Origin of the sequence: Cytobacillus sp. FSL K6-0129 (assembly GCF_038007625.1) — a bacterium.
Classification (GTDB): Bacteria; Bacillota; Bacilli; order Bacillales; family Cytobacillaceae; genus Cytobacillus; species Cytobacillus kochii.
In genome coordinates this window covers 2,633,834-2,651,731 of sequence record NZ_JBBOXM010000001.1, presented here as the reverse complement: position 1 = coordinate 2,651,731, position 17,898 = coordinate 2,633,834, and the positions used below count along the sequence as shown (strand labels likewise).

Annotated in this window: 18 protein-coding genes; 10 read left to right on the top strand and 8 right to left on the bottom strand. The window is 37.9% G+C overall.

All coding sequences use genetic code 11. From position 1 onward, the window contains the following. Position 1: 1 nt before the first annotated feature. Both MHI57_RS13245 and MHI57_RS13240 read right to left on the bottom strand, forming a co-directional pair. The gene (locus MHI57_RS13245; protein ID WP_095371643.1) at positions 2 to 1,582 is read right to left on the bottom strand and encodes an ATP-binding protein; all 1,581 of its coding nucleotides are present in this window, start codon (positions 1,580 to 1,582) and stop codon (positions 2 to 4) included. A 110-nt stretch (positions 1,583 to 1,692) separates the two neighbouring features. Next, positions 1,693 to 2,112 (bottom strand): Rrf2 family transcriptional regulator, encoded by a 420-nt coding sequence (locus MHI57_RS13240; RefSeq protein ID WP_095371644.1) that lies wholly within the window; start codon positions 2,110 to 2,112, stop codon positions 1,693 to 1,695. 154 nt (positions 2,113 to 2,266) lie between these two features. Between MHI57_RS13240 and MHI57_RS13235 the strand changes: the two genes are divergently transcribed. Both MHI57_RS13235 and dnaN read left to right on the top strand, forming a co-directional pair. Beyond that, entirely contained in the window at positions 2,267 to 2,899 is a 633-nt protein-coding gene (locus MHI57_RS13235) for an NAD(P)-dependent oxidoreductase (RefSeq protein WP_340976760.1), read from the top strand. A 456-nt stretch (positions 2,900 to 3,355) separates the two neighbouring features. Continuing rightward, positions 3,356 to 4,462: a DNA polymerase III subunit beta gene (gene dnaN / locus MHI57_RS13230; protein ID WP_340976759.1), complete on the top strand. Its 1,107-nt coding sequence runs from the start codon at positions 3,356 to 3,358 to the stop codon at positions 4,460 to 4,462. 10 nt (positions 4,463 to 4,472) lie between these two features. Here the strand turns inward: dnaN and MHI57_RS13225 are convergent, their stop codons facing one another. Next, the gene (locus MHI57_RS13225) at positions 4,473 to 4,817 is read right to left on the bottom strand and encodes a hypothetical protein (RefSeq protein ID WP_095371647.1); all 345 of its coding nucleotides are present in this window, start codon (positions 4,815 to 4,817) and stop codon (positions 4,473 to 4,475) included. Between the two features lie 83 nt (positions 4,818 to 4,900). Here MHI57_RS13225 and MHI57_RS13220 point away from each other — a divergent pair, with 83 nt between their 5' ends. Both MHI57_RS13220 and MHI57_RS13215 read left to right on the top strand, forming a co-directional pair. Continuing rightward, complete coding sequence (locus MHI57_RS13220; RefSeq protein WP_307318260.1) at positions 4,901 to 5,107, top strand: hypothetical protein; 207 nt, start codon at positions 4,901 to 4,903, stop codon at positions 5,105 to 5,107. A gap of 20 nt (positions 5,108 to 5,127) precedes the next feature. Then, a complete protein-coding gene (locus MHI57_RS13215; RefSeq protein ID WP_340976757.1) occupies positions 5,128 to 5,958 on the top strand; it encodes an alpha/beta fold hydrolase in 831 nt (276 codons plus the stop codon). Here the strand turns inward: MHI57_RS13215 and MHI57_RS13210 are convergent. After that, positions 5,955 to 6,266: a hypothetical protein gene (locus tag MHI57_RS13210; RefSeq protein WP_095371650.1), complete on the bottom strand. Its 312-nt coding sequence runs from the start codon at positions 6,264 to 6,266 to the stop codon at positions 5,955 to 5,957. The two genes, MHI57_RS13215 and MHI57_RS13210, sit on opposite strands and share 4 nt — an antisense overlap. A 91-nt stretch (positions 6,267 to 6,357) precedes the next feature. Beyond that, positions 6,358 to 7,404 (bottom strand): C40 family peptidase, encoded by a 1,047-nt coding sequence (locus MHI57_RS13205; RefSeq protein WP_095371651.1) that lies wholly within the window; start codon positions 7,402 to 7,404, stop codon positions 6,358 to 6,360. A 382-nt stretch (positions 7,405 to 7,786) separates the two neighbouring features. Here MHI57_RS13205 and MHI57_RS13200 point away from each other — a divergent pair, with 382 nt between their 5' ends. Continuing rightward, positions 7,787 to 7,936, top strand: coding sequence for a hypothetical protein (locus MHI57_RS13200; protein ID WP_281203165.1), 150 nt, complete (start codon positions 7,787 to 7,789; stop codon positions 7,934 to 7,936). Between the two features lie 47 nt (positions 7,937 to 7,983). Here MHI57_RS13200 and MHI57_RS13195 read toward each other — a convergent pair whose 3' ends face one another. Beyond that, positions 7,984 to 8,208, bottom strand: coding sequence for a hypothetical protein (locus tag MHI57_RS13195; protein WP_095371652.1), 225 nt, complete (start codon positions 8,206 to 8,208; stop codon positions 7,984 to 7,986). A gap of 44 nt (positions 8,209 to 8,252) precedes the next feature. After that, positions 8,253 to 9,140, bottom strand: coding sequence for a helix-turn-helix domain-containing protein (locus MHI57_RS13190; protein WP_095371653.1), 888 nt, complete (start codon positions 9,138 to 9,140; stop codon positions 8,253 to 8,255). 286 nt (positions 9,141 to 9,426) lie between these two features. Here MHI57_RS13190 and trhO point away from each other — a divergent pair, with 286 nt between their 5' ends. Beyond that, a complete protein-coding gene (gene trhO, locus MHI57_RS13185; RefSeq protein WP_224936709.1) occupies positions 9,427 to 10,377 on the top strand; it encodes an oxygen-dependent tRNA uridine(34) hydroxylase TrhO in 951 nt (316 codons plus the stop codon). A 148-nt stretch (positions 10,378 to 10,525) separates the two neighbouring features. Beyond that, positions 10,526 to 11,218: a hypothetical protein gene (locus MHI57_RS13180; protein WP_340976752.1), complete on the top strand. Its 693-nt coding sequence runs from the start codon at positions 10,526 to 10,528 to the stop codon at positions 11,216 to 11,218. A 48-nt stretch (positions 11,219 to 11,266) separates the two neighbouring features. Here the strand turns inward: MHI57_RS13180 and MHI57_RS13175 are convergent, their stop codons facing one another. Next, entirely contained in the window at positions 11,267 to 12,250 is a 984-nt protein-coding gene (locus MHI57_RS13175; protein WP_340976751.1) for an NERD domain-containing protein, read from the bottom strand. A 58-nt stretch (positions 12,251 to 12,308) separates the two neighbouring features. On the opposite strand from MHI57_RS13175, the gene MHI57_RS13170 reads away from it, so the two are divergent. The 3 genes from MHI57_RS13170 to MHI57_RS13160 all read left to right on the top strand — a co-directional run bounded on the left by MHI57_RS13170 (position 12,309) and on the right by MHI57_RS13160 (position 17,832). Continuing rightward, positions 12,309 to 14,309, top strand: coding sequence for a hypothetical protein (locus tag MHI57_RS13170; protein WP_340976749.1), 2,001 nt, complete (start codon positions 12,309 to 12,311; stop codon positions 14,307 to 14,309). Positions 14,310 to 14,339: 30 nt separating this feature from the next. Beyond that, on the top strand, positions 14,340 to 15,716 hold the full coding sequence (locus MHI57_RS13165) for an MATE family efflux transporter (RefSeq protein ID WP_340976748.1): 1,377 nt from the start codon (positions 14,340 to 14,342) through the stop codon (positions 15,714 to 15,716). Positions 15,717 to 15,819: 103 nt separating this feature from the next. After that, positions 15,820 to 17,832, top strand: a complete 2,013-nt coding sequence (locus MHI57_RS13160) for a penicillin-binding transpeptidase domain-containing protein (RefSeq protein ID WP_340976747.1) — start codon at positions 15,820 to 15,822, stop codon at positions 17,830 to 17,832. Positions 17,833 to 17,898: the final 66 nt, after the last annotated feature.

Sequence of the window (17,898 nt, the reverse complement as noted above, 5' to 3'; positions counted from 1 at the left end):
CTTACTCTTCTCCCTTCTTTGGTAAAATAATGATAAAACTCGTTCCACTATTTTCCCCACTTTCTACAAGAATCTCGCCGTCTACGTCGTTAATCATTTTTTTAGAAATAGCTAAGCCTACCCCACGATAGTCGCCTTCTTTCATCGTAAATCCTTGATCAAAGATTTTCTCCAGCAACTTGTCTTCAATGCCAGTACCTGAATCTTGAACCTCGAAAACACAATCATTTCCGATATCTGTAAAATAAATACTTACTTCGCGCACGCCATTTTTTTGGCCTCTTACAGCTTCTAAGGCATTTTCAATAATATTCCCTAGTGCTGTTAAAATAGCATTCTGTCTTTCTAGCGAAAATGATATCATCATTCTACTCTCTTCATGGATCGTCATCTCGATGCCCCACTCATTTGCCTGATTGTACTTACCTTGTAATAATGCTTGCAATAGGGGATCAGCAATCCTTTTCGTTAAAAAATTTAAACGGGTCATTTGCGAATGATTTTCTTTACGAATAAAGGACATCGCTTTTTGCGTTTCATTATTTTGTAATAGTCCAAGAATGATATGCATTTTGTTAGAAAATTCATGGGTAAATGCCCTTTGTGCATGAGCATATTGTTTAATTCGACTCAATTCTTTGACTACGCCTGCTAACTCTGTTTTTTTCCTAAAGGTATAAACGGCCCCAGGCTGTTCTCCTTGAAGGGAGACTCCGTTTAGGAGAATAATCGTCTCACCTAATATTAATTCTTGATCACGAATAAGTCCTGTTATCTGCTGAGGAACTGGCAGTAATGCGCGAATCTCGCGCCCTATAAATTCGCTTTCTTCGGCATCTGTCCCGATAATCTCTCTCGCGTTCTTATTAACGGCAGTGATGTGTCCTAAATGATCAACAGCGATCATTCCTTCATGTGTGGACTGTAGAATCGCTTTATTTTGATAATATAATTGAGAGATCTGCTCCGGCTCCATATGAAATAATATTCTTTTTATATAGTTAGTAATTAAAACGGCCCCAGCCATACCTAATAAAATCGCTAATACGAGTGCAACGAATAGTGGTTTGCTCTTATCTTGAATAATTTCTTGAATATTCCCGTTGAGAAAACCAACGGAAACGACACCAATGATTTCCCCATCCTTTTTAATCGGTACTTTCCCCCGAATAGATAATCCCAATGTTCCCTCTTTTTTAGATTGATAAGATTCACCGTTCAAAATCGCCCGTTTATTATCGCCGCCAACCATTTTCTTCCCAATAAAATCAGGGTTAGGGTGAGAATATCTAATGCCATCTCTATTGCCAACAACAATAAACTCAGCTCCTGATGCCTCTTGAATAGGTGTAATGATTTTCTGAATGGTAGAAGCGGGATTACTTAGCTCAAAGGCATCCTGAATTTCAGGTATATTGGCAACTGTATGTGCTAAGCTTAACGCTTTTTGTCCTGTTTGTTCTTCAACCATATCGGATAGGTAGCGAAATAAATAAATAGTAAAAATCAAAAATACAAGCAAAATGAGTAAGCTAATTAAAGCAATCATTTTTCCTTTTAAGCCAAAGTTTTTCCACTTCATCTGCTCCGCCCCTACTGAATTTGTAATAGTGAAAATAATGATATTATAACACGAGATAGTCGTTACTTTAACAAATAGAAAGCGCCCGAAAATGGACCTCGGGGCGCCTTCTATTTATTATCAATTTCCCTTACAACATCTTCAAGCGTCACATTTAAAAGAACCTTTTCCATGGCAAGCTGTGCTGAGATAAAAATAGGTTCTATCGTTTGTTGAATATTTCTCCCTACAAAACAATCAGGGTTCGGTTGGTCATGGAGACTGAATAACTCATTTTCCGAAACGACTTCAACGGCTTGATAGACGTCAAGTAGAGTAATGTCTGCTAAGCCTTTTTTAAGTTTAGCCCCAGCTTTCCCAGGGTGGACTTCAACGAGATCGGCTTTTTTCAGCATCCCGATAATTTTGCGAATGACGGCTGGATTTGTATTAACACTGCCTGCTATCGTTTCAGAGGTATTAATCTCTTTATTTAATTCAAGTAATGTTAATATATGAATTCCCACAGCAAATCGACTGCTTATGGTCATGTTTATCACCTTTCTTTAAAAGGAAGAATCATAGTGAATATTATTATACCGCAATCACAAGAAAAGGAAAAAGGTGAGAATTGACAAAAAAGATACCTGTAACTATAATGATTACATGTAATCAACTTAATTACAACAAGGAGGTATTTTTATTATGAAAATAGCTATTATCGGGGCTAGTGGAAAAGCAGGTCAATTCATTTTGGATGAAGCAGTAGCCAGAGAGCATGAAGTAACGGCAATCGTAAGAAATGCAGGAAGAATAAATAATAGCCAAGTAGAAGTGATAGAAAAAAACATTTTCGATATACAAGCTAAGGACGTAAAAAAATACGATATCATTGTGAATGCTTTTAAATCACCTCAAGGCCAAGAGGAACAACATGTGGAAGCAGGCAAAGTACTAATTGATGCGCTAAAAGGTCAGCAATCTAGGCTAATCGTTGTTGGTGGTGCAGGTAGTTTATATGTAGACGAAGAAACTCGTTTATATGAAACAGCAGATTTTCCTAAAGCTTACCTGCCAACTGCTACACAAATGGGGAAAGATTTAGCGCTACTTCAAAACAGCCAAAACGTCAACTGGACATATATCAGCCCAGGTGCTTTCTTCGACGCAGAAGGTAAACGAAGCGGAAGCTATCAAAAAGGAAAAGATAAACTATTCTTCAACAATCAAGGAGATAGTTATATAAGCTATGCAGACTTTGCTATCGCTGTCCTTGATGAAGCTGAACAAGGCAAACATGTAAATGAACGCATTGCTGTTGTTGGCGACAGAGCATAAAGGAATCTAGAAAAATGAACTTACTCCTTCTATATAGATGGGGTATTTTTTATGAGCAAATGAAGATGCGAACACAAGAGAGGAGAAAAAACAAAATAGCCCAGGTTAGTCCTGAGATAAGTGAATTCAAGTTGTAGGGTGTGTATGGAGCTTATCCTCTTTTCCTAGGTGTTTAATTTGATTTTCCAACATACGGACGTGAAAGTAGAGGTGCTTGGGCGCAAATCACTAGTTGGACGTATAATAAATAAATCCAGCTCATCTCAATAGCGAAAACTCATCACATAATCATAATCCCGCTGCTTAAAACCCTGTTATTTTTATTGTAAGTGAACAAGTATCTTTCATTATGATTTCCCTGTTCTGGCGATAAAAATTAGTACTTACTGGCAGGATTCGACATGTTTCTACCGAATGTATAGCCTAGACATAGCGATAAAGTGAGGAAAGAATAACATGGAATTAACCATTTATAAGTCTACATTGCAGGGCATACTAAAAAATATTGGTAAGGTGTTAAAAAATAGTCAATCTCCTATGAAAATAATTGTAAGCAATCATCAAGTCACGTTCATTGCTGGAAATGAAGATGTGCTTATGGAAATAAATATACCCTCCGAAATGGACGAGGGGCTCATCATTAAACGCACAGGCTCTGTTATTATTTCTGCCAAATACTTTTCTGATATTATTAAGAAGTTACCAGCTAATATACATATTTACTTGAGTGAGCATAGTACGATTAACATTCAATCAGAAGAAATTCATACAAGAATTTTCTCTTTAACAAACGTAAAGACACTAAATATTCCTGATGTGCCAGCAGAAGGGGTTCTTTCATTGAATGCAGCAGAACTTCATACGCTCATCCGGCAAACAGTGTTTGCTGCTGCTGTTCATGACAATCGTCCGGTCTTAACGGGTGTTAAAATCGTTGCTCGTCATGGCGAGCTCACTTTCATAAGTACAGATGCTCATCGTTATTCTATTAGTTCATTGACGATACCTTCACAGTTAGAAACAGAAATGATTGTTCCAAGTGAAAGTCTACTTGAATGGTCGAAACTTAGCTTACATACAGAGGAAGAGGTTACATTATCACTTTCTAAAAACCATCTAGCTTTGAAAAGTAAACATTGTCATTTTTATATAAGACTGATAGAAGGACGATATCCGGCCACAAGTGATTTTATTCCAAAGCAAAAGGTCAGTTCTTTTCATATCCATACTGAAACCTTTTTACATGGAATTGAGCGAGCAGCACTCTTTTCGGATGCTAAGAAGAATCATCATATTAAATTACAAATACAAAATGGGAGACTGCGGATATCTTCCAATGCCAAACAAATAGGCAGGATTGAAGAATGGCAACCAATTGAAGAGTTATCAGGGAAAGGTGATGTAGAAGTATTTCTTGATAATCACTTTTTATTAGATTATTTGCGCGTAATAGATGATGAATATATTTGCTGTACATACAGTGGAACGATGAAGCCCGTTTTATTTGAACCAGTGAAGGGTTCTCTTTTCCAACATCTGATATCGCAAGTGCGATCTTTTTAAGAAATCATGTTCATTTACCTTTTAATAACCAAAAACCAACCAATATCACTACAATTCCGAACCCTGTCCGAAGAGTAGGTGTTTCTTTAAAAAAGAGGTAGCCAATGATTAGACTAACAAGAATCTCAATCCCTTTAGAGGCGATGAGGGAAAAAGAAAGGTTATCGACATGTTTGCTTAAAAACTTTACACCATAGCCAATCATTAAACTGGCAGCAATAAATAAAGGAACAAGTTTAATATAGTACCAAAGTGTAGAAAGAAAAAAGGTATCAATGTGCTTCGTTTGATAGGCATAAATGCCGTTGATAATAAATAATCCACAAACCATCAATAGAATCGCTAAGAATATCATATGTTGAGCTCCCTATATAAAAAGAATACTTTAGTTTGCTCAGTTTGTTATTTAATTATGTGTTTGAGTAAGGAGGGATGAAAATGCAAAAAGATAAGGTGAAATTACTTATACTATTATTAGGAAGTGTGTTTATCCTGGGTGCTGCGATGGTTATTATGCTCAAAATATATAACCAACATGTCGAAAATGAACAGATTATTGAGCGCTGTTATGAGGAGTCAGGTGACCGATCATTAACGATTGAGAAAAACGGTGTATTTTCAGAAGTATCTTGCAAGTATCATTAAAGTAGGGATGGTGGAGAAGGATGTGGAAAAGAAAAATGCTCCAAACCCAAAGAGGTGTGTTTGAAATCTTTCAAAAGGGAGTTGGAAAGCCTTTATGCGTTGCGCATCTTTATGCCGTCTTTAATGAAACAGGAGACTATTTTGCTGATACGTTCTCTAAGCGTTTTTGCGTAACGTTAATAAATTTACGCGGGGTGGGAGAATCAGAGCAAGCTCATGAGCCATATGAATATAGTATGGTAGATAGCGTATTAGATATAGAGGCAATAAGAGTAGCATTAGGGTATGAAAGATGGATTTATGCCGGTCATTCAACAGGTGGAATGATTGGCCTTCTTTATGCACTGCTTCATCAGTCTTCGTTAGAATCACTTGTTATTGTGGGTTCAGCAGCAAGAGACTACACAGAGTCCTCAGCATGCATCTATAATGAAAAACATCCCAAATTTGCTGAAATGCAACAGTATCAATTTGCATTAACTCAGCCAAATGTAACTGCAATAGATAAAGAACAGTTAAAAAAGAAACGTATCCAGCTTTCTCTATTTGAACCCGAAAAATACACCCAATATTTTACGGGCAACATATGTAAGGATATGTCAGGGGTGAGGTTGGATTTTTTCAGTAGAGAAGCCGTTCTTTTTGATATAACAAGGAAATTAAAGCAAATCAACATACCGACGAACATTTGTTGTGGACGTTATGATGTCCAGTGCCCGGTTGAGTATTCGAAGGAAATCCACCAAGAAATACCCCAATCACAGCTATTTATTTTTGAAAATAGCAATCATTATCCATTTTTGGAGGAGAAAGACTTATTCCAGAAAGTAATCGTTCAAGCCTTGAATTAATGACGGTACATCTCACTTTCTTCGGAAATATTCACTCGAAAACGAAAGAAAATACCTCCAAGAAGTGTAATGACAACTAAAGTCCAAGTAAGAAAAAAGACGGTTCCGATTGTTGAAAAATCAATTAGATAATTCGTTGTTCGCACTTGGTACATCACAGAAAACAGAGGAAAAGAGACGGCACCGAAAAGTAAAATCAATAGACTTAATCGTGTAGCTGTTTTTCGATAGAGCTTTGAAAAGATCAGTAGAAAACTAATTAAAAGCAATATCAATGTCATGATGCTAATAAACATAAAGATACTCAATTCGATTCACCTCTTTTAGAAATTGAAAGGGGGTGAATTGACATGGACCCCCCTTTTATTTATTTACCATTGACTGTAAAGATAAACTTGTTTAATAAAGTCGCTTGAAACTATCAAAATGTTTGCTCCAATAAGGGTTGTCTAAGCTGGTGATCATAACACCACTTGATGAAGCATGGATGAATTGATTATTTCCGATATAAAACCCTAAGTGAGAGATTCCTTTTTTATAAGTACCCTCAAAGAAAACAATATCACCGGGTACAGGGTCGTTTACATAATACGAACGGCTAAAATAACCCTCGGCGTTTGTTCTCGCAATGTTTGTTCCTGTTTGCTTCAGTACGTAATAGATAAATCCACTACAATCAAACCCACTTGGCGTTGATCCGCCCCAAACATAGCGCGTATTTAAGTGCTTCTTAGCCTCATTAATTATGGCAGCGGCATTTCCTGAGATATTGTCATTTGTTGGATTAGACGGCTTCGTCTCTGTATCCTTACCAGCATTATTACTGGTTACATATAATTTTTTTCCGGCAAAAATTAAATCAGAACTTAACTGATTCCACTTTTTTAAATTGCTAACAGTCGTGTTTGTCTTTTTAGCGATGCCACTTAGTGTGTCTCCAGGCTGAATAACATATGTATCCTTCTTGGAATTGGAATTCCCGCTACTTCCATTTGAACCGCTTGATGGTTTGGAAGAAGCATTTCCAGAATTACTTGAGGATGAACCATTCACTTTAAGTGCTTGTCCTGGGAAAATGAGATCGCCTTTTAAATTATTGAGATCTACTAAAGCTTTGACAGTCATATTATGTTGGCGTGCAATCTTAGATAAAGTATCTCCTGACACCACTTTATATGTACCTGAACTAGACTGATTAGAAGAATTATTCTCTTTTGCAGGTGCTGAGTTTTCACTAGAGACAATGAGCTTTTGGTTAATTTGTAAGAAGTCTGAGTTTAAATCATTCCATTTTTTTAGCTGAGAAACAGATGTATTGTATTTCTTAGCTATATCCCATAATGTATCTCCTTGTTTTACAGTATGAGTTGAGTCAGCGGACGCTTGAGCGGCAAAAGCAGAGGAAACGACAGCAATCGTGGCCATCGACACCATATGTTTTTTCACGTCTAGTAATCTCTCCTTTACTCCAAGATTTCGTCAATTCTATCATAATATCGTCTATAGAATTATATTTTTTACAACCTTTTACAAAATAAGATGAAAAAACATTATTTTCGAGGACTTTCGACTTGGTTCTTGAAACATACGACATAATGTGACAGCTTATGATAAAGTTCTTGTCGAAGAAAAATGTCGACTATCATCGAATGAGCAGACATATGTCAAATGATGTTGAAAAATGGGGGTGAATTAGGTGGAAGGATATATTTAAATGCTTCCATATAAGTATATTTACAAAAACGGAAATTTTTTGACAATTTAATATTGATTCATATTGGGAATTTTAGTATAATATTCCTAAGAAATACTAGGAGGATAGTTTGGTTTGGATGCAGAAAACCCTATTAATCTACTAGAATTATTATTGAAGGCGCACGAAAATGGAATGAGTCAAGGGGATGTAGATGTAGAGAAATATGTCGAACAATTGGCAGTGGACCTTAAACACTTACTAAGCCCACGGCGTTCCTTTTAACAAGAAAAAGCACCTTCTGGCGGGAAAGTGCTTTTGCTCAAACCTTATTAATGTTGGGTAGGTAGTGGTGCACCATGTTGAGTCGGCAGCGGTTCAGCGCCATGTTGAGTTGGTAGTGGTGAAGATCCGTGTTGAGTTGGAAGCGGCTCAGCACCGTGCTGAGTAGGAAGTGGTTCAGCGCCATGTTGGGTCGGTAGCGGTTCAGCTCCAACAAATCCTCCGAAAGCAACCATTGAAAGTGCAACAACTGATGCAGAAACGAATTTTTTCATTTTCCTTTCTCCTTTCAATATAGAAATATCTTACAATACAAATATTAACACTTTTCTAATAATTTATCTAGCTCTATCCCTACTAATTTGGCAAATTTTTCATCATTTTGTAGTAAAAAGATAGATTTTGCCCGATTAATATACTCCGTACCTATATCTATCTCACCAATTTTGATGTAACTTTCGCCCGATTGGAAGTAAAATTCCCCAAATAAATAGAGAATCTCATTATTAATGCAATAATTAATCCCTAAATTACTATATTTCAACGAGTCCTCATAATTATTCATTGCTGCTAATGTTTGTGACAACCCATACAAAATCCGCAATTTTACTTTCGGATCTAGTATATGCGGAAGCGAATCCAAATTATCTAACGCATCCTCAAACATATTAGAAGCAAATATGAAGTCCTTTTCTTCAAGTTTAATAATCGCTAAGCTCGTAAGAATTTCAATTTCGTTCTCAGTCAGTCTACTTCTATCAGGGTTCGTTAAATCGATTGCTTGATAAAGGAGTTTTACCGCATCATCCTCATTCTGGTGTAAATAATACTCACAAATCCCCTCATGCCAAAGCATAAATTGCATAGAAATTCGCTGCTTAAATAAAGGGTTATCCCTCTCTTGTTCAATAATCCCATAAATCGCTTGATAATCACGTTCACGCTTATACTTCTTAATTAATAAAAAAACAGCCGTAACATAATTGAAGGTACTTGATGATGCATAGTCAATGAAATGGCTGACTTCTACATTCAACCGTTCAGCCAATTCATATAACTGATCTAATGTTGGATACTTCTTGCCTTTTTCATATTCGATGATTTCTTCTGACGAACAAATTCCTTGTGCTAAATCCTCAATTGATAGTTTTTTAAATTGACGAAGATCGCTGAGAATTTCTCCAAAACTTACTGGTGCAAGGCTCATAAACATACCTCCTTTTCCTTTTATAATAAGTAAATTTTGTATATTTATCAATAATTTTAAATGTTCAGATATAGGTAAAATTAAGTATTTTTTCGATTTTTTATATTAAGTATGAAATTATATTGCGGTGGATAAACTGTTAGTCGGGTAAGAATACCAAAAAAAGGTCAATAAATCGACATTATTTCCTAGCGTTTTTTTGTTATAATACTGTCAGTAAGAAAATGGTGTAAAAAACCTATTGAACCATTATATCTTGCAAATATAAAAAGAATAGGTGAAGAAAATGGAAGAAAAGAATAACTATCGCGTATTGTTATACTACATGTACGTACCAATTGAAAACGGAGAAGAGTTCGCGATTGAACACAAAGCATTTTGTAACGAACTAGGATTAAAAGGCCGTATTTTGATTGCAGATGAAGGAATTAATGGGACTTGTTCAGGTACTGTAGAACAAACAGACCGCTACATCGAGCATATGAAAGCAGACCCACGATTTGCTGATATGATTTTCAAAATCGATGAAGTAGATGAACATGCGTTTCCAAAAATGAAAGTACGTTATCGTCCAGAGCTAGTTACTCTTCGATTAGAAGACGATATCAATCCAAATCAATTAACAGGTAAACATTTAAGTGCGAAGGAATTCTACGAGAGCTTAAATGATGAAAATACAGTTGTTTTAGACGCAAGAAATGATTATGAATATGACTTAGGTCACTTCCGTGGTGCCATTCGCCCAGATATTACAAACTTCCGCGACCTCCCTCAATGGGTAAGAGATAATAAAGAATTGTTAGGCGAGAAGAAAATTGTCACTTATTGTACTGGTGGTATTCGTTGTGAAAAATTCTCTGGCTGGTTACTTCAAGAAGGCTTTAAAGATGTCGGTCAACTGAATGGTGGTATCGTCACTTACGGAAAAGATCCCGAAGTTCAAGGCGATCTATGGGATGGCCAATTATATGTATTCGATGAAAGAATCGCAGTACCCGTCAACCGCAAAGAACATGTAGTTGTAGGTAAGGATTACTATTCTGGTGAGCCATGTGAACGTTACGTCAACTGTGCCAACCCAGAATGTAACAAAAAAATCCTTTGTTCTGAGGAAAATGAACACAAACATTTACGTAGCTGTTCCGAAGAATGCCGCTCACATCCACGCAACCGCTACATTGCAGAGCACGGGTTAACTGAAGAAGAAGTTAAAGAAAGATTAGCAGTATTATCATAATTAATGGAACCCCCGCAGGCTTTGGTCTGTGGGGGTTTTTGTGTTTTTGGAAAAGGTATTTGTGTAGGTGCGTAATTGATTGATATATAAATGAAAGTTGATTTGGGGTAAATACTGCGCGCGAAAGAGAAAGGAAAGAAAGCAGGAATTGTTCGTAAATGGTGGATACGCGCAAAAGGGAAAGGAAAGAAAACGAGAATTGCGCGCAACAGGCAGATACGCGCAAAAGAGAAAGAAAAGAAGCCGAGAAATGCGCGTAAAAGGCGGATACGCGCAAAAGGGAAAGGGGGGAAAGCAGGAATTGCGCGCAACAGGCAGATACGCGCAAAAGAGAAAGGAAGGAAGCCGAGAAATGCGCGTAACAGGCAGATACGCGCAAAAGGGAAAGGAAAGAAAGCAGGAAATGCGCGTAAAAGGCGGATACGCGCAAAAGAGAAAGAAAAGAAGCCGAGAAATGCGTGTAAATGGTGGATACGCGCAAAAGAGAAAGAAAAGAAGCCGAGAAATGCGCGTAAATGGTGGAGACGCGCAAAAGGGAAAGGGGAGAAAGCAGGAAATGCGCGCAACAGGCGGATACGCGCAAAAGGGAAAGGAAAGAAAACCGGAATTGCGCGCGATAGGCAGATACGCGCAAAAGAGAAAGAAAAGAAGCCGAGAAATGCGCGTAAATGGTGGATACGCGCAAAAGGGAAAGGAAAGAAAACCGGAATTGCGCGCAACAGGCGGATACGCGCAAAAGAGAAAAGAAAGAAAGCAGGAAATGCGCGTAAATGGTGGATACGCGCAAAAGGGAAAGGAAAGAAAACGGGAATTGCGCGCGTGTAAGATATCAAAAAGGTAGATGCGTAATCGTAACAAATGGTTTTTCCTCTTAGATCCTAAGTTACAGTCAATATTTGTTTTGTTTATAATAAGTAGATTTTCCTAAGCCATGACTTTCAAATTTGTTAAGCATGAAATAGTTAATGAATCTCTTACTAACCTCTTCATCAATCCAGTCAAAAATATTAGCCGTAGTTACCTTACGTTCTGGAAAAAGTGCCATATAATCTTGAATATTGTATAAGACAGTATCGTTGACTGTAGCAGAGTGATGACATTTCATGCAGGAAAATGTCTTTTTATGTTTTCTTTTCATCTTCCCTCCACAAACCCCGCAAAATAGCCCTTTCGCCATCTGATCAAAGTGATATTCAGGTTTATGGAGCAAGTGGATATCGTTTATGTGATTTGTTAATAAGGTATCAATAATTTTTGTGTGCAACCGTTGGGGTGAAAAGGTTTGTTGTTTGAGACCATCCAAGAATTCAGGGATTTGTCCTGGAAGAATGAGTTGTTCTTGATGAGAGGCACCGTAGAGGATAAAAGTAGGGTGGACGAAAATAAGGTAATAGTCAAACGGCATGTTAAGTTGGTACTTTTTTAAGAATTGATGGAATAAGGGTTCGGCACGTTTGATCTGGTTGAGGGGATTCTTCATTTCTTTGTGAGAGGGGCTATACCACTTATCTCCATCTACTGAAAAATTTCCTTGGAAGTTTTTTACTTCAAAAAGTACTAGTTTGTTTTGGAGAATACAGAGGGCATCAATTTGAATCGTAGATTGGTTCACTTCAAATTGAAGATCATATAGAATCGGGATGTTCTTCGGGAGTTCATTCAGATAGGTGGCCCAATTCTTCTCACCATTATAGCCTTTTTGTAAAGATTGAAGATAGTACGCAGATTCTGGAGGTAATTCGGTGCGACTGTGGATTGCTCGATAAAAACGGAGAGTAGTCGAAGCTTCGAGTGGTTTATAAACAGTCAAAAACATCATCCTTTCTTTTCCAAAATTATAACCGATAAAAGTGCCACTGTCATTCTTTTTCACCAGTAAGTCCAGTCCTTCATATGTTATAAAAGGACATGCTCAGATAGGAGTGAACATGATGGTTTCGGTTTCAACATTTGCAGAACTGCAAACGGCAATTAGTAATCAAGAGGATGTTATTACGGTTACGGATAGTTTTGATCTTGAAACAACTCTATCAATTAACTACACAGTGGAGATAAGTGGGGAAAATACATCTATTATCTTGACCAGACTTACGGGGTTTACAGGATACCTTTTTAATGTTGCTACAAATGGGAACCTACTTTTGCAAGGTTTAACTATAGATGGTAATAAACAAAATACTGTCGCCTCTTCGATTGTTTTTTGTACAGGTACGGGTATTGTAACGCTTAACGATTCATCCTTGCAAAATTCTTCTGTGCCAAGGGGAGGTGCCTTCTATCTAACTGGATCTGCTATTTGTAATGTAAACAATTCAACCATTTATAATTGTGATGCCTCAGAGTTTGGTGGAGGTATATATATTGCTTCAAGTGCACATGCGAATATCACCGATTCAATGTTAGTGCAGAATGTTTGTGCTAGCTTTGGTGGAGCTATTTTTGTGAACCAAGGAAGTGCCACTATTAATGGGTCAGTTATCTCCAATAATATCGCAACCGTTGGTGGGGGCATTTACTTTAATACAGGTACAAGTTTTACTATTGCTGATACGGATATTATCGGGAATCAATCAACAGAACCAACTGATACGAGGGGGGCAGGTGGGGTCTTAATCAACCCGGACGTTATTGGGAGCTTCATGAGAGGTAGCATCGCAAACAATACTGCGTTAAAAAATGGAGGCGGCTTGTATATTAACCAGCGATCTCAAATCGCCTTTAACGATGTTTTGCTAACTGGAAATTCGACATCAAGTAATGGTGGAGCTTTCTTTGCTAACATTAATAGTGTGATAAATATCGTTAACTGTGAAGTGGCGGACAATATTGCCAGTAATGGAGCTGGTTTATTTATCAATTCAAATGCAACGGTTACTCTATCTCTTTGCCGTATTTTCTCTAATCAAGCCAACCTTAATGGTGGTGGGGTATACTTTAATAATGAAACAAGTACGATATTCGACCAATGCACGATATTCGAAAATATTGCTGCTAATGGTGGAGGTGTGTTTGTCAATTTAAATGCGGGGCTTCAAATCATGGAGAGTATCATAAGAAATAATCGGGTAACTGAAAGTGGCGGCGGTGTGTTTGTTAATGATATTACAGAAGTCGTTCTCACTAATATTCAAGTAACTGATAACTATGCTGGTGAAACAGGTGGAGGCATATTTACGAATACAAATAGCCAAACAAGGATAACAGAATCTCTAGTTGAACGTAATGAAGCTGCCCTAGTTGGCGGAGGTATTTTTAATACAGGTGAAATTTCTTTTGTAGGTAGTAATAGTGTTGGGGATATTGGTGTGAATATGGCTGAAACTGCACCAGGTATATATAATGGTGGTATTCTACTCATGCAAGATCAGCTTGGGGATGCGAACGGGCTTTATATTGTTGGTCGAAGTAACGTAGCCTACATTACCGCACCGCTTATCCAAGGGACTGTTGTGCAATTAGATTTAACCAATTATGTCACACCAAATGATGCTGGTACACCAATCGTAGTTGCTGAATCGACCGCAACTTATCCGATCTTAGTACAATCAGATGCGGATAAATTTTTTAAGCCGACAACCGAGTTTGAGGATTGGGTGATTCGTTTAAGTGATGACAATACGCAAGTCCTGTTGGTCAGATTACCTAATGATACAATTACTTATCAAAATATATTTAGAACGGTGAGTCCAAACCCACAAACGTACACAGCCTCAGAACTGCCAATTATATTAAATCCACCAGGACCAGTACGTGGTTACCGATTTGTGAATTGGTATAATACTGCGGGGCAGGTGGTAACGGTTATTCCAGCAGGGACAACAGGGGATCTTATTCTTTATGCAAGGTGGGCTCCAGCTAGTGATATGTTATCATCCACTTCTGATGTTCGATTGAAACAACATCATTCCAGTGCTAAAATAAATAATCGTTAAAATCAGACGAAACAGGAGATAGAATACAAGATGTATCATGCAGAAACGTGGAATGAGAAAATTAAGCTATTTTTGCAAGTGCTATGGCCGATTATGGTGACGCAAATAGGGCTATATGCAATGAATTTAACGGATACGATGATGTCTGGCCGCGTTGGAACGGATGATTTGGCTGGAGTGGCAATTGGGTCCAATATATGGATGCCGGTATTTACAGGGATCAATGGGATTATGCTTGCTATAACTCCTATTGTGTCGCATTTACTAGGACAAGGTAAAAAGGAGAAAATATCCTATAGTGTGACACAAGCGTTATACTTAGCTGCTATTATTGCTGTTATTATACTTTTAATCGGTATTTTTTTCCTGGAGCCGATTTTAAGTTTAATGGGCTTGGCTCCAAATGTTGAATATATTGCTTTTCATTATTTACTTGGCTTATCAATCGGGATTGTGCCGTTATTTTTATACAATGTGCTAAGGAACTTCTTTGATGCACAAGGATTCACACAAATCACGATGATCATTACCATATTAGCGGTACCAGTAAATATATTCTTGAACTACTGCTTAGTGTTTGGTCATTTTGGTTTTCCAAGGCTCGGCGGAGTTGGTGCAGGTTATACAACGGGTTTTACGTATTGGTTCATTCTAATCATTAGTATATTGATCAGTTTTAAAATCGGTAAAATAAGAAACTACAAAATTGGGAAAGTTTGGTTTAAGCCATCAATAAAAGCATGGAGAGAACAATTATCCATTGGAATTCCAATAGGATTAACAATTTTCTTTGAATCTAGTATTTTTGCGGTTGTGACCCTTTTAGTTGGTATGATGTTTTCAACGATTACAGTAGCAGCCAACCAAGTGGCGTTTAGTTTCACTTCCTTATTATTTATGATTCCTCTTAGTCTATCAATGGCGATGACAATTATGATCGGGTACTCTGTTGGGGGCAGACGTTTAGACAACGCAAAAAAATACAGTTTGCTTGGTGTTATAGGTGGAATGGCATTTATGGGCTTTGCTTCTATTTTCTTGTTGTTCTTCAAAGAACAAATTGCCGCCATCTATTCGAATGATCCACAAGTGATTTTACTTGCGGCTAACTTTTTTGTGATTGCTATTTTTTATCAGATTTCAGATGCGGCTCAAGCGGGATTACAAGGTGTCTTACGAGGCTATAAAGATGTGAAAATACCATTTATCATTGCTTTTATATCCTATTGGGTGATTGGTATTCCAGTTGGCTATGGTTTAGCTGCCTTTACAGAGCTTGAGGCATACGGTTTTTGGATTGGTATTTCCGTAGGGCTAACTGCAGCGGCAATCGGTTTCTACATTCGTTTGAAAACCATTCATCATAAGGAAAAGGAAAAACAAGTAGGAATATCCGAGCTGTCATAAAGGCTCGGATTTTTTTGTTCATAAAATGTTCTCATGAAACCGTTGTTCTATATATGGTATGAAAGTGACCGTAGTGTTAAAATGGTTGATGAGGGGGAGAGACATGAAAAAGATAGTCTATTTATTTGTGGCCATTACGGTTTTAGCCATTCTTAGCGCATGCAATAAAGAGGTTGATCCAGAACAACGGTTATCTCAATATATAGAATATTGGAATAAAGAAGAGTTCGCAAAAATGTATGGCATGCTCTCAAAAGAGGCAAAGGAATCAGTTAGTGAAGAAGACTTTGTCAGTCGCTATGAAAAAGTATATACAGATTTAGGCATTGCTAACTTAGACATTTCACATAAAAAATCAGAGAAAGAACAAGATACAGATCAGCAATCATTACAACTACCCTTTTCGGCAAAAATGGATAGTTTAGCAGGAGAGATTGCCTTTGAACATCAAGCAACATTAGTTAAAGAAGAGAGAGACGATGAGGAAAATTGGTATATTGAATGGGATACGACTTATATTTTCCCTGAACTTGGCCCGAATGATGAAATTACATACAACACAGTGAAGGCAAAACGGGGAGAAATTGTCGATCGTTCAGGCGATCCACTTGCTTTCAATGGGACGATTTTAGAAATCGGCATTGTCCCAGAACAAATGGACTCTGAAGATGAAACGGTTAAGCAAGTGGCAAAATTACTTGAGATCTCAGAGAACTCTGTTAAGGATAAACTAGGTGCGAGTTGGGTACAGGCAAATCAATTTGTGCCAATCAAGAAAATTGCGACGAATCAAGAAGAACTATTAAATAACTTGATGAGCATACCAGGTGTATTAAAAAAGGATATTGAAGGTCGAGTATACCCTGGCGGCGAGGCGGCCTCACACTTAATTGGTAATGTCGCTCAAGTGACGGCTGACGACTTGGAGGAACACGAAGGAAAAGGATATGGCAGTAATGATGTCATCGGACGCCGCGGCTTAGAGAAAGTATATGAGGAAAAGCTGCGTGGTTCAAATGGTGTCTTAATAGGGATTAAGAAAGAGGACGGTTCAGAGGTAGTAGTGGCCGAAACACCAGTAGAAAATGGTAGCAACGTTCAGTTAACCATTGACCTCACATTACAAGAGGACTTGTATAAAGAACTGGATCATAAGCCAGGCACTGCGGCCGCCATTGACCCTGTTACTGGTGAAACATTGGCCCTTGTCTCTAGTCCAGGGTTCGATCCGAATCAAGCAACACTTGGATACTCTGCCTCTCAATTAGAAGAGCTAGAAGAGAGTGGTGATAATCCATTCTTGAATCGTTTTCAACACACGTATGCACCAGGTTCCGTGATTAAACCAATAACAGGTGCGCTTGCATTAAAAGAAGGAGCCATTAAACCTGAAGATACAATAGAAGTGAAGGGCTTGCAGTGGCCGGATGATAATCGCTGGGGTGATTACCGAATCACAAGGGTAAGCGATCCTGGAAAGCCAGTCAATTTCGATTTGGCGATGATGTATTCGGATAATATTTACTTTGCAAGGGCAGCATTAGAGCTAGGAAAAGACAAATTAACTGCTGGGTTAAAAGAATTTGGCTTTACAGAGGATATTCCCTTTGCCTATCCACTCGAATCTTCTACAATCGGCGAGCTGGATAAAGAAACATTAATTGCCGACTCCGGTTATGGACAAGGACATGTTGAAATGAGCATCCTTCACTTGGCTACTTCTTATACACCTTTTATCAATAATGGGTCAATGATTAAACCGATCTTGCTCCTGAATGATGAAGAAAAGAGCCAAGTATGGAAGGAAAATATAATTGATGAAACTACCGTTAAAACTGTAGCTGAATCGATGAATAAAGTAGTGAACGAACCAGGCGGTACAGCACGTACGGCACGTATTGAAGGCTACCCGCTAGCAGGGAAAACGGGGACAGCGGAACTGAAACAAACCGCTGATGAAGAGGGTAAAGAAAACGGCTGGTTTGTTGCCTATAACCCGGATGACCCTCATCTCCTTATCTCAATGATGGTTGAAGGTGTCGAAGAACAAGGTGGCAGTAAAATCGTCATCGAAAAAGTGAAAGATACATTTGAGAAAAACAAAGATCGTTTCTAAAAAAGAACAAAGTTGAAGGTTGGGACTCGGTGGTTCCAGCCTTTTATTATTTTTAGATGCTTGATG

Coding starts and splice junctions, on each gene's coding strand:
- MHI57_RS13195 (WP_095371652.1), bottom strand. CDS start 8,208: ATGAAAAAATTCGTTTCTGCATCAGTTGTTGCACTTTCAATGGTTGCT.
- MHI57_RS13245 (WP_095371643.1), bottom strand. CDS start 1,582: ATGAAGTGGAAAAACTTTGGCTTAAAAGGAAAAATGATTGCTTTAATT.
- MHI57_RS13220 (WP_307318260.1), top strand. CDS start 4,901: ATGCAAAAAGATAAGGTGAAATTACTTATACTATTATTAGGAAGTGTG.
- MHI57_RS13190 (WP_095371653.1), bottom strand. CDS start 9,140: ATGAGCCTTGCACCAGTAAGTTTTGGAGAAATTCTCAGCGATCTTCGT.
- dnaN (WP_340976759.1), top strand. CDS start 3,356: ATGGAATTAACCATTTATAAGTCTACATTGCAGGGCATACTAAAAAAT.
- MHI57_RS13235 (WP_340976760.1), top strand. CDS start 2,267: ATGAAAATAGCTATTATCGGGGCTAGTGGAAAAGCAGGTCAATTCATT.
- MHI57_RS13160 (WP_340976747.1), top strand. CDS start 15,820: ATGAAAAAGATAGTCTATTTATTTGTGGCCATTACGGTTTTAGCCATT.
- trhO (WP_224936709.1), top strand. CDS start 9,427: ATGGAAGAAAAGAATAACTATCGCGTATTGTTATACTACATGTACGTA.
- MHI57_RS13215 (WP_340976757.1), top strand. CDS start 5,128: ATGTGGAAAAGAAAAATGCTCCAAACCCAAAGAGGTGTGTTTGAAATC.
- MHI57_RS13240 (WP_095371644.1), bottom strand. CDS start 2,112: ATGACCATAAGCAGTCGATTTGCTGTGGGAATTCATATATTAACATTA.
- MHI57_RS13225 (WP_095371647.1), bottom strand. CDS start 4,817: ATGATATTCTTAGCGATTCTATTGATGGTTTGTGGATTATTTATTATC.
- MHI57_RS13165 (WP_340976748.1), top strand. CDS start 14,340: ATGTATCATGCAGAAACGTGGAATGAGAAAATTAAGCTATTTTTGCAA.
- MHI57_RS13170 (WP_340976749.1), top strand. CDS start 12,309: ATGGTTTCGGTTTCAACATTTGCAGAACTGCAAACGGCAATTAGTAAT.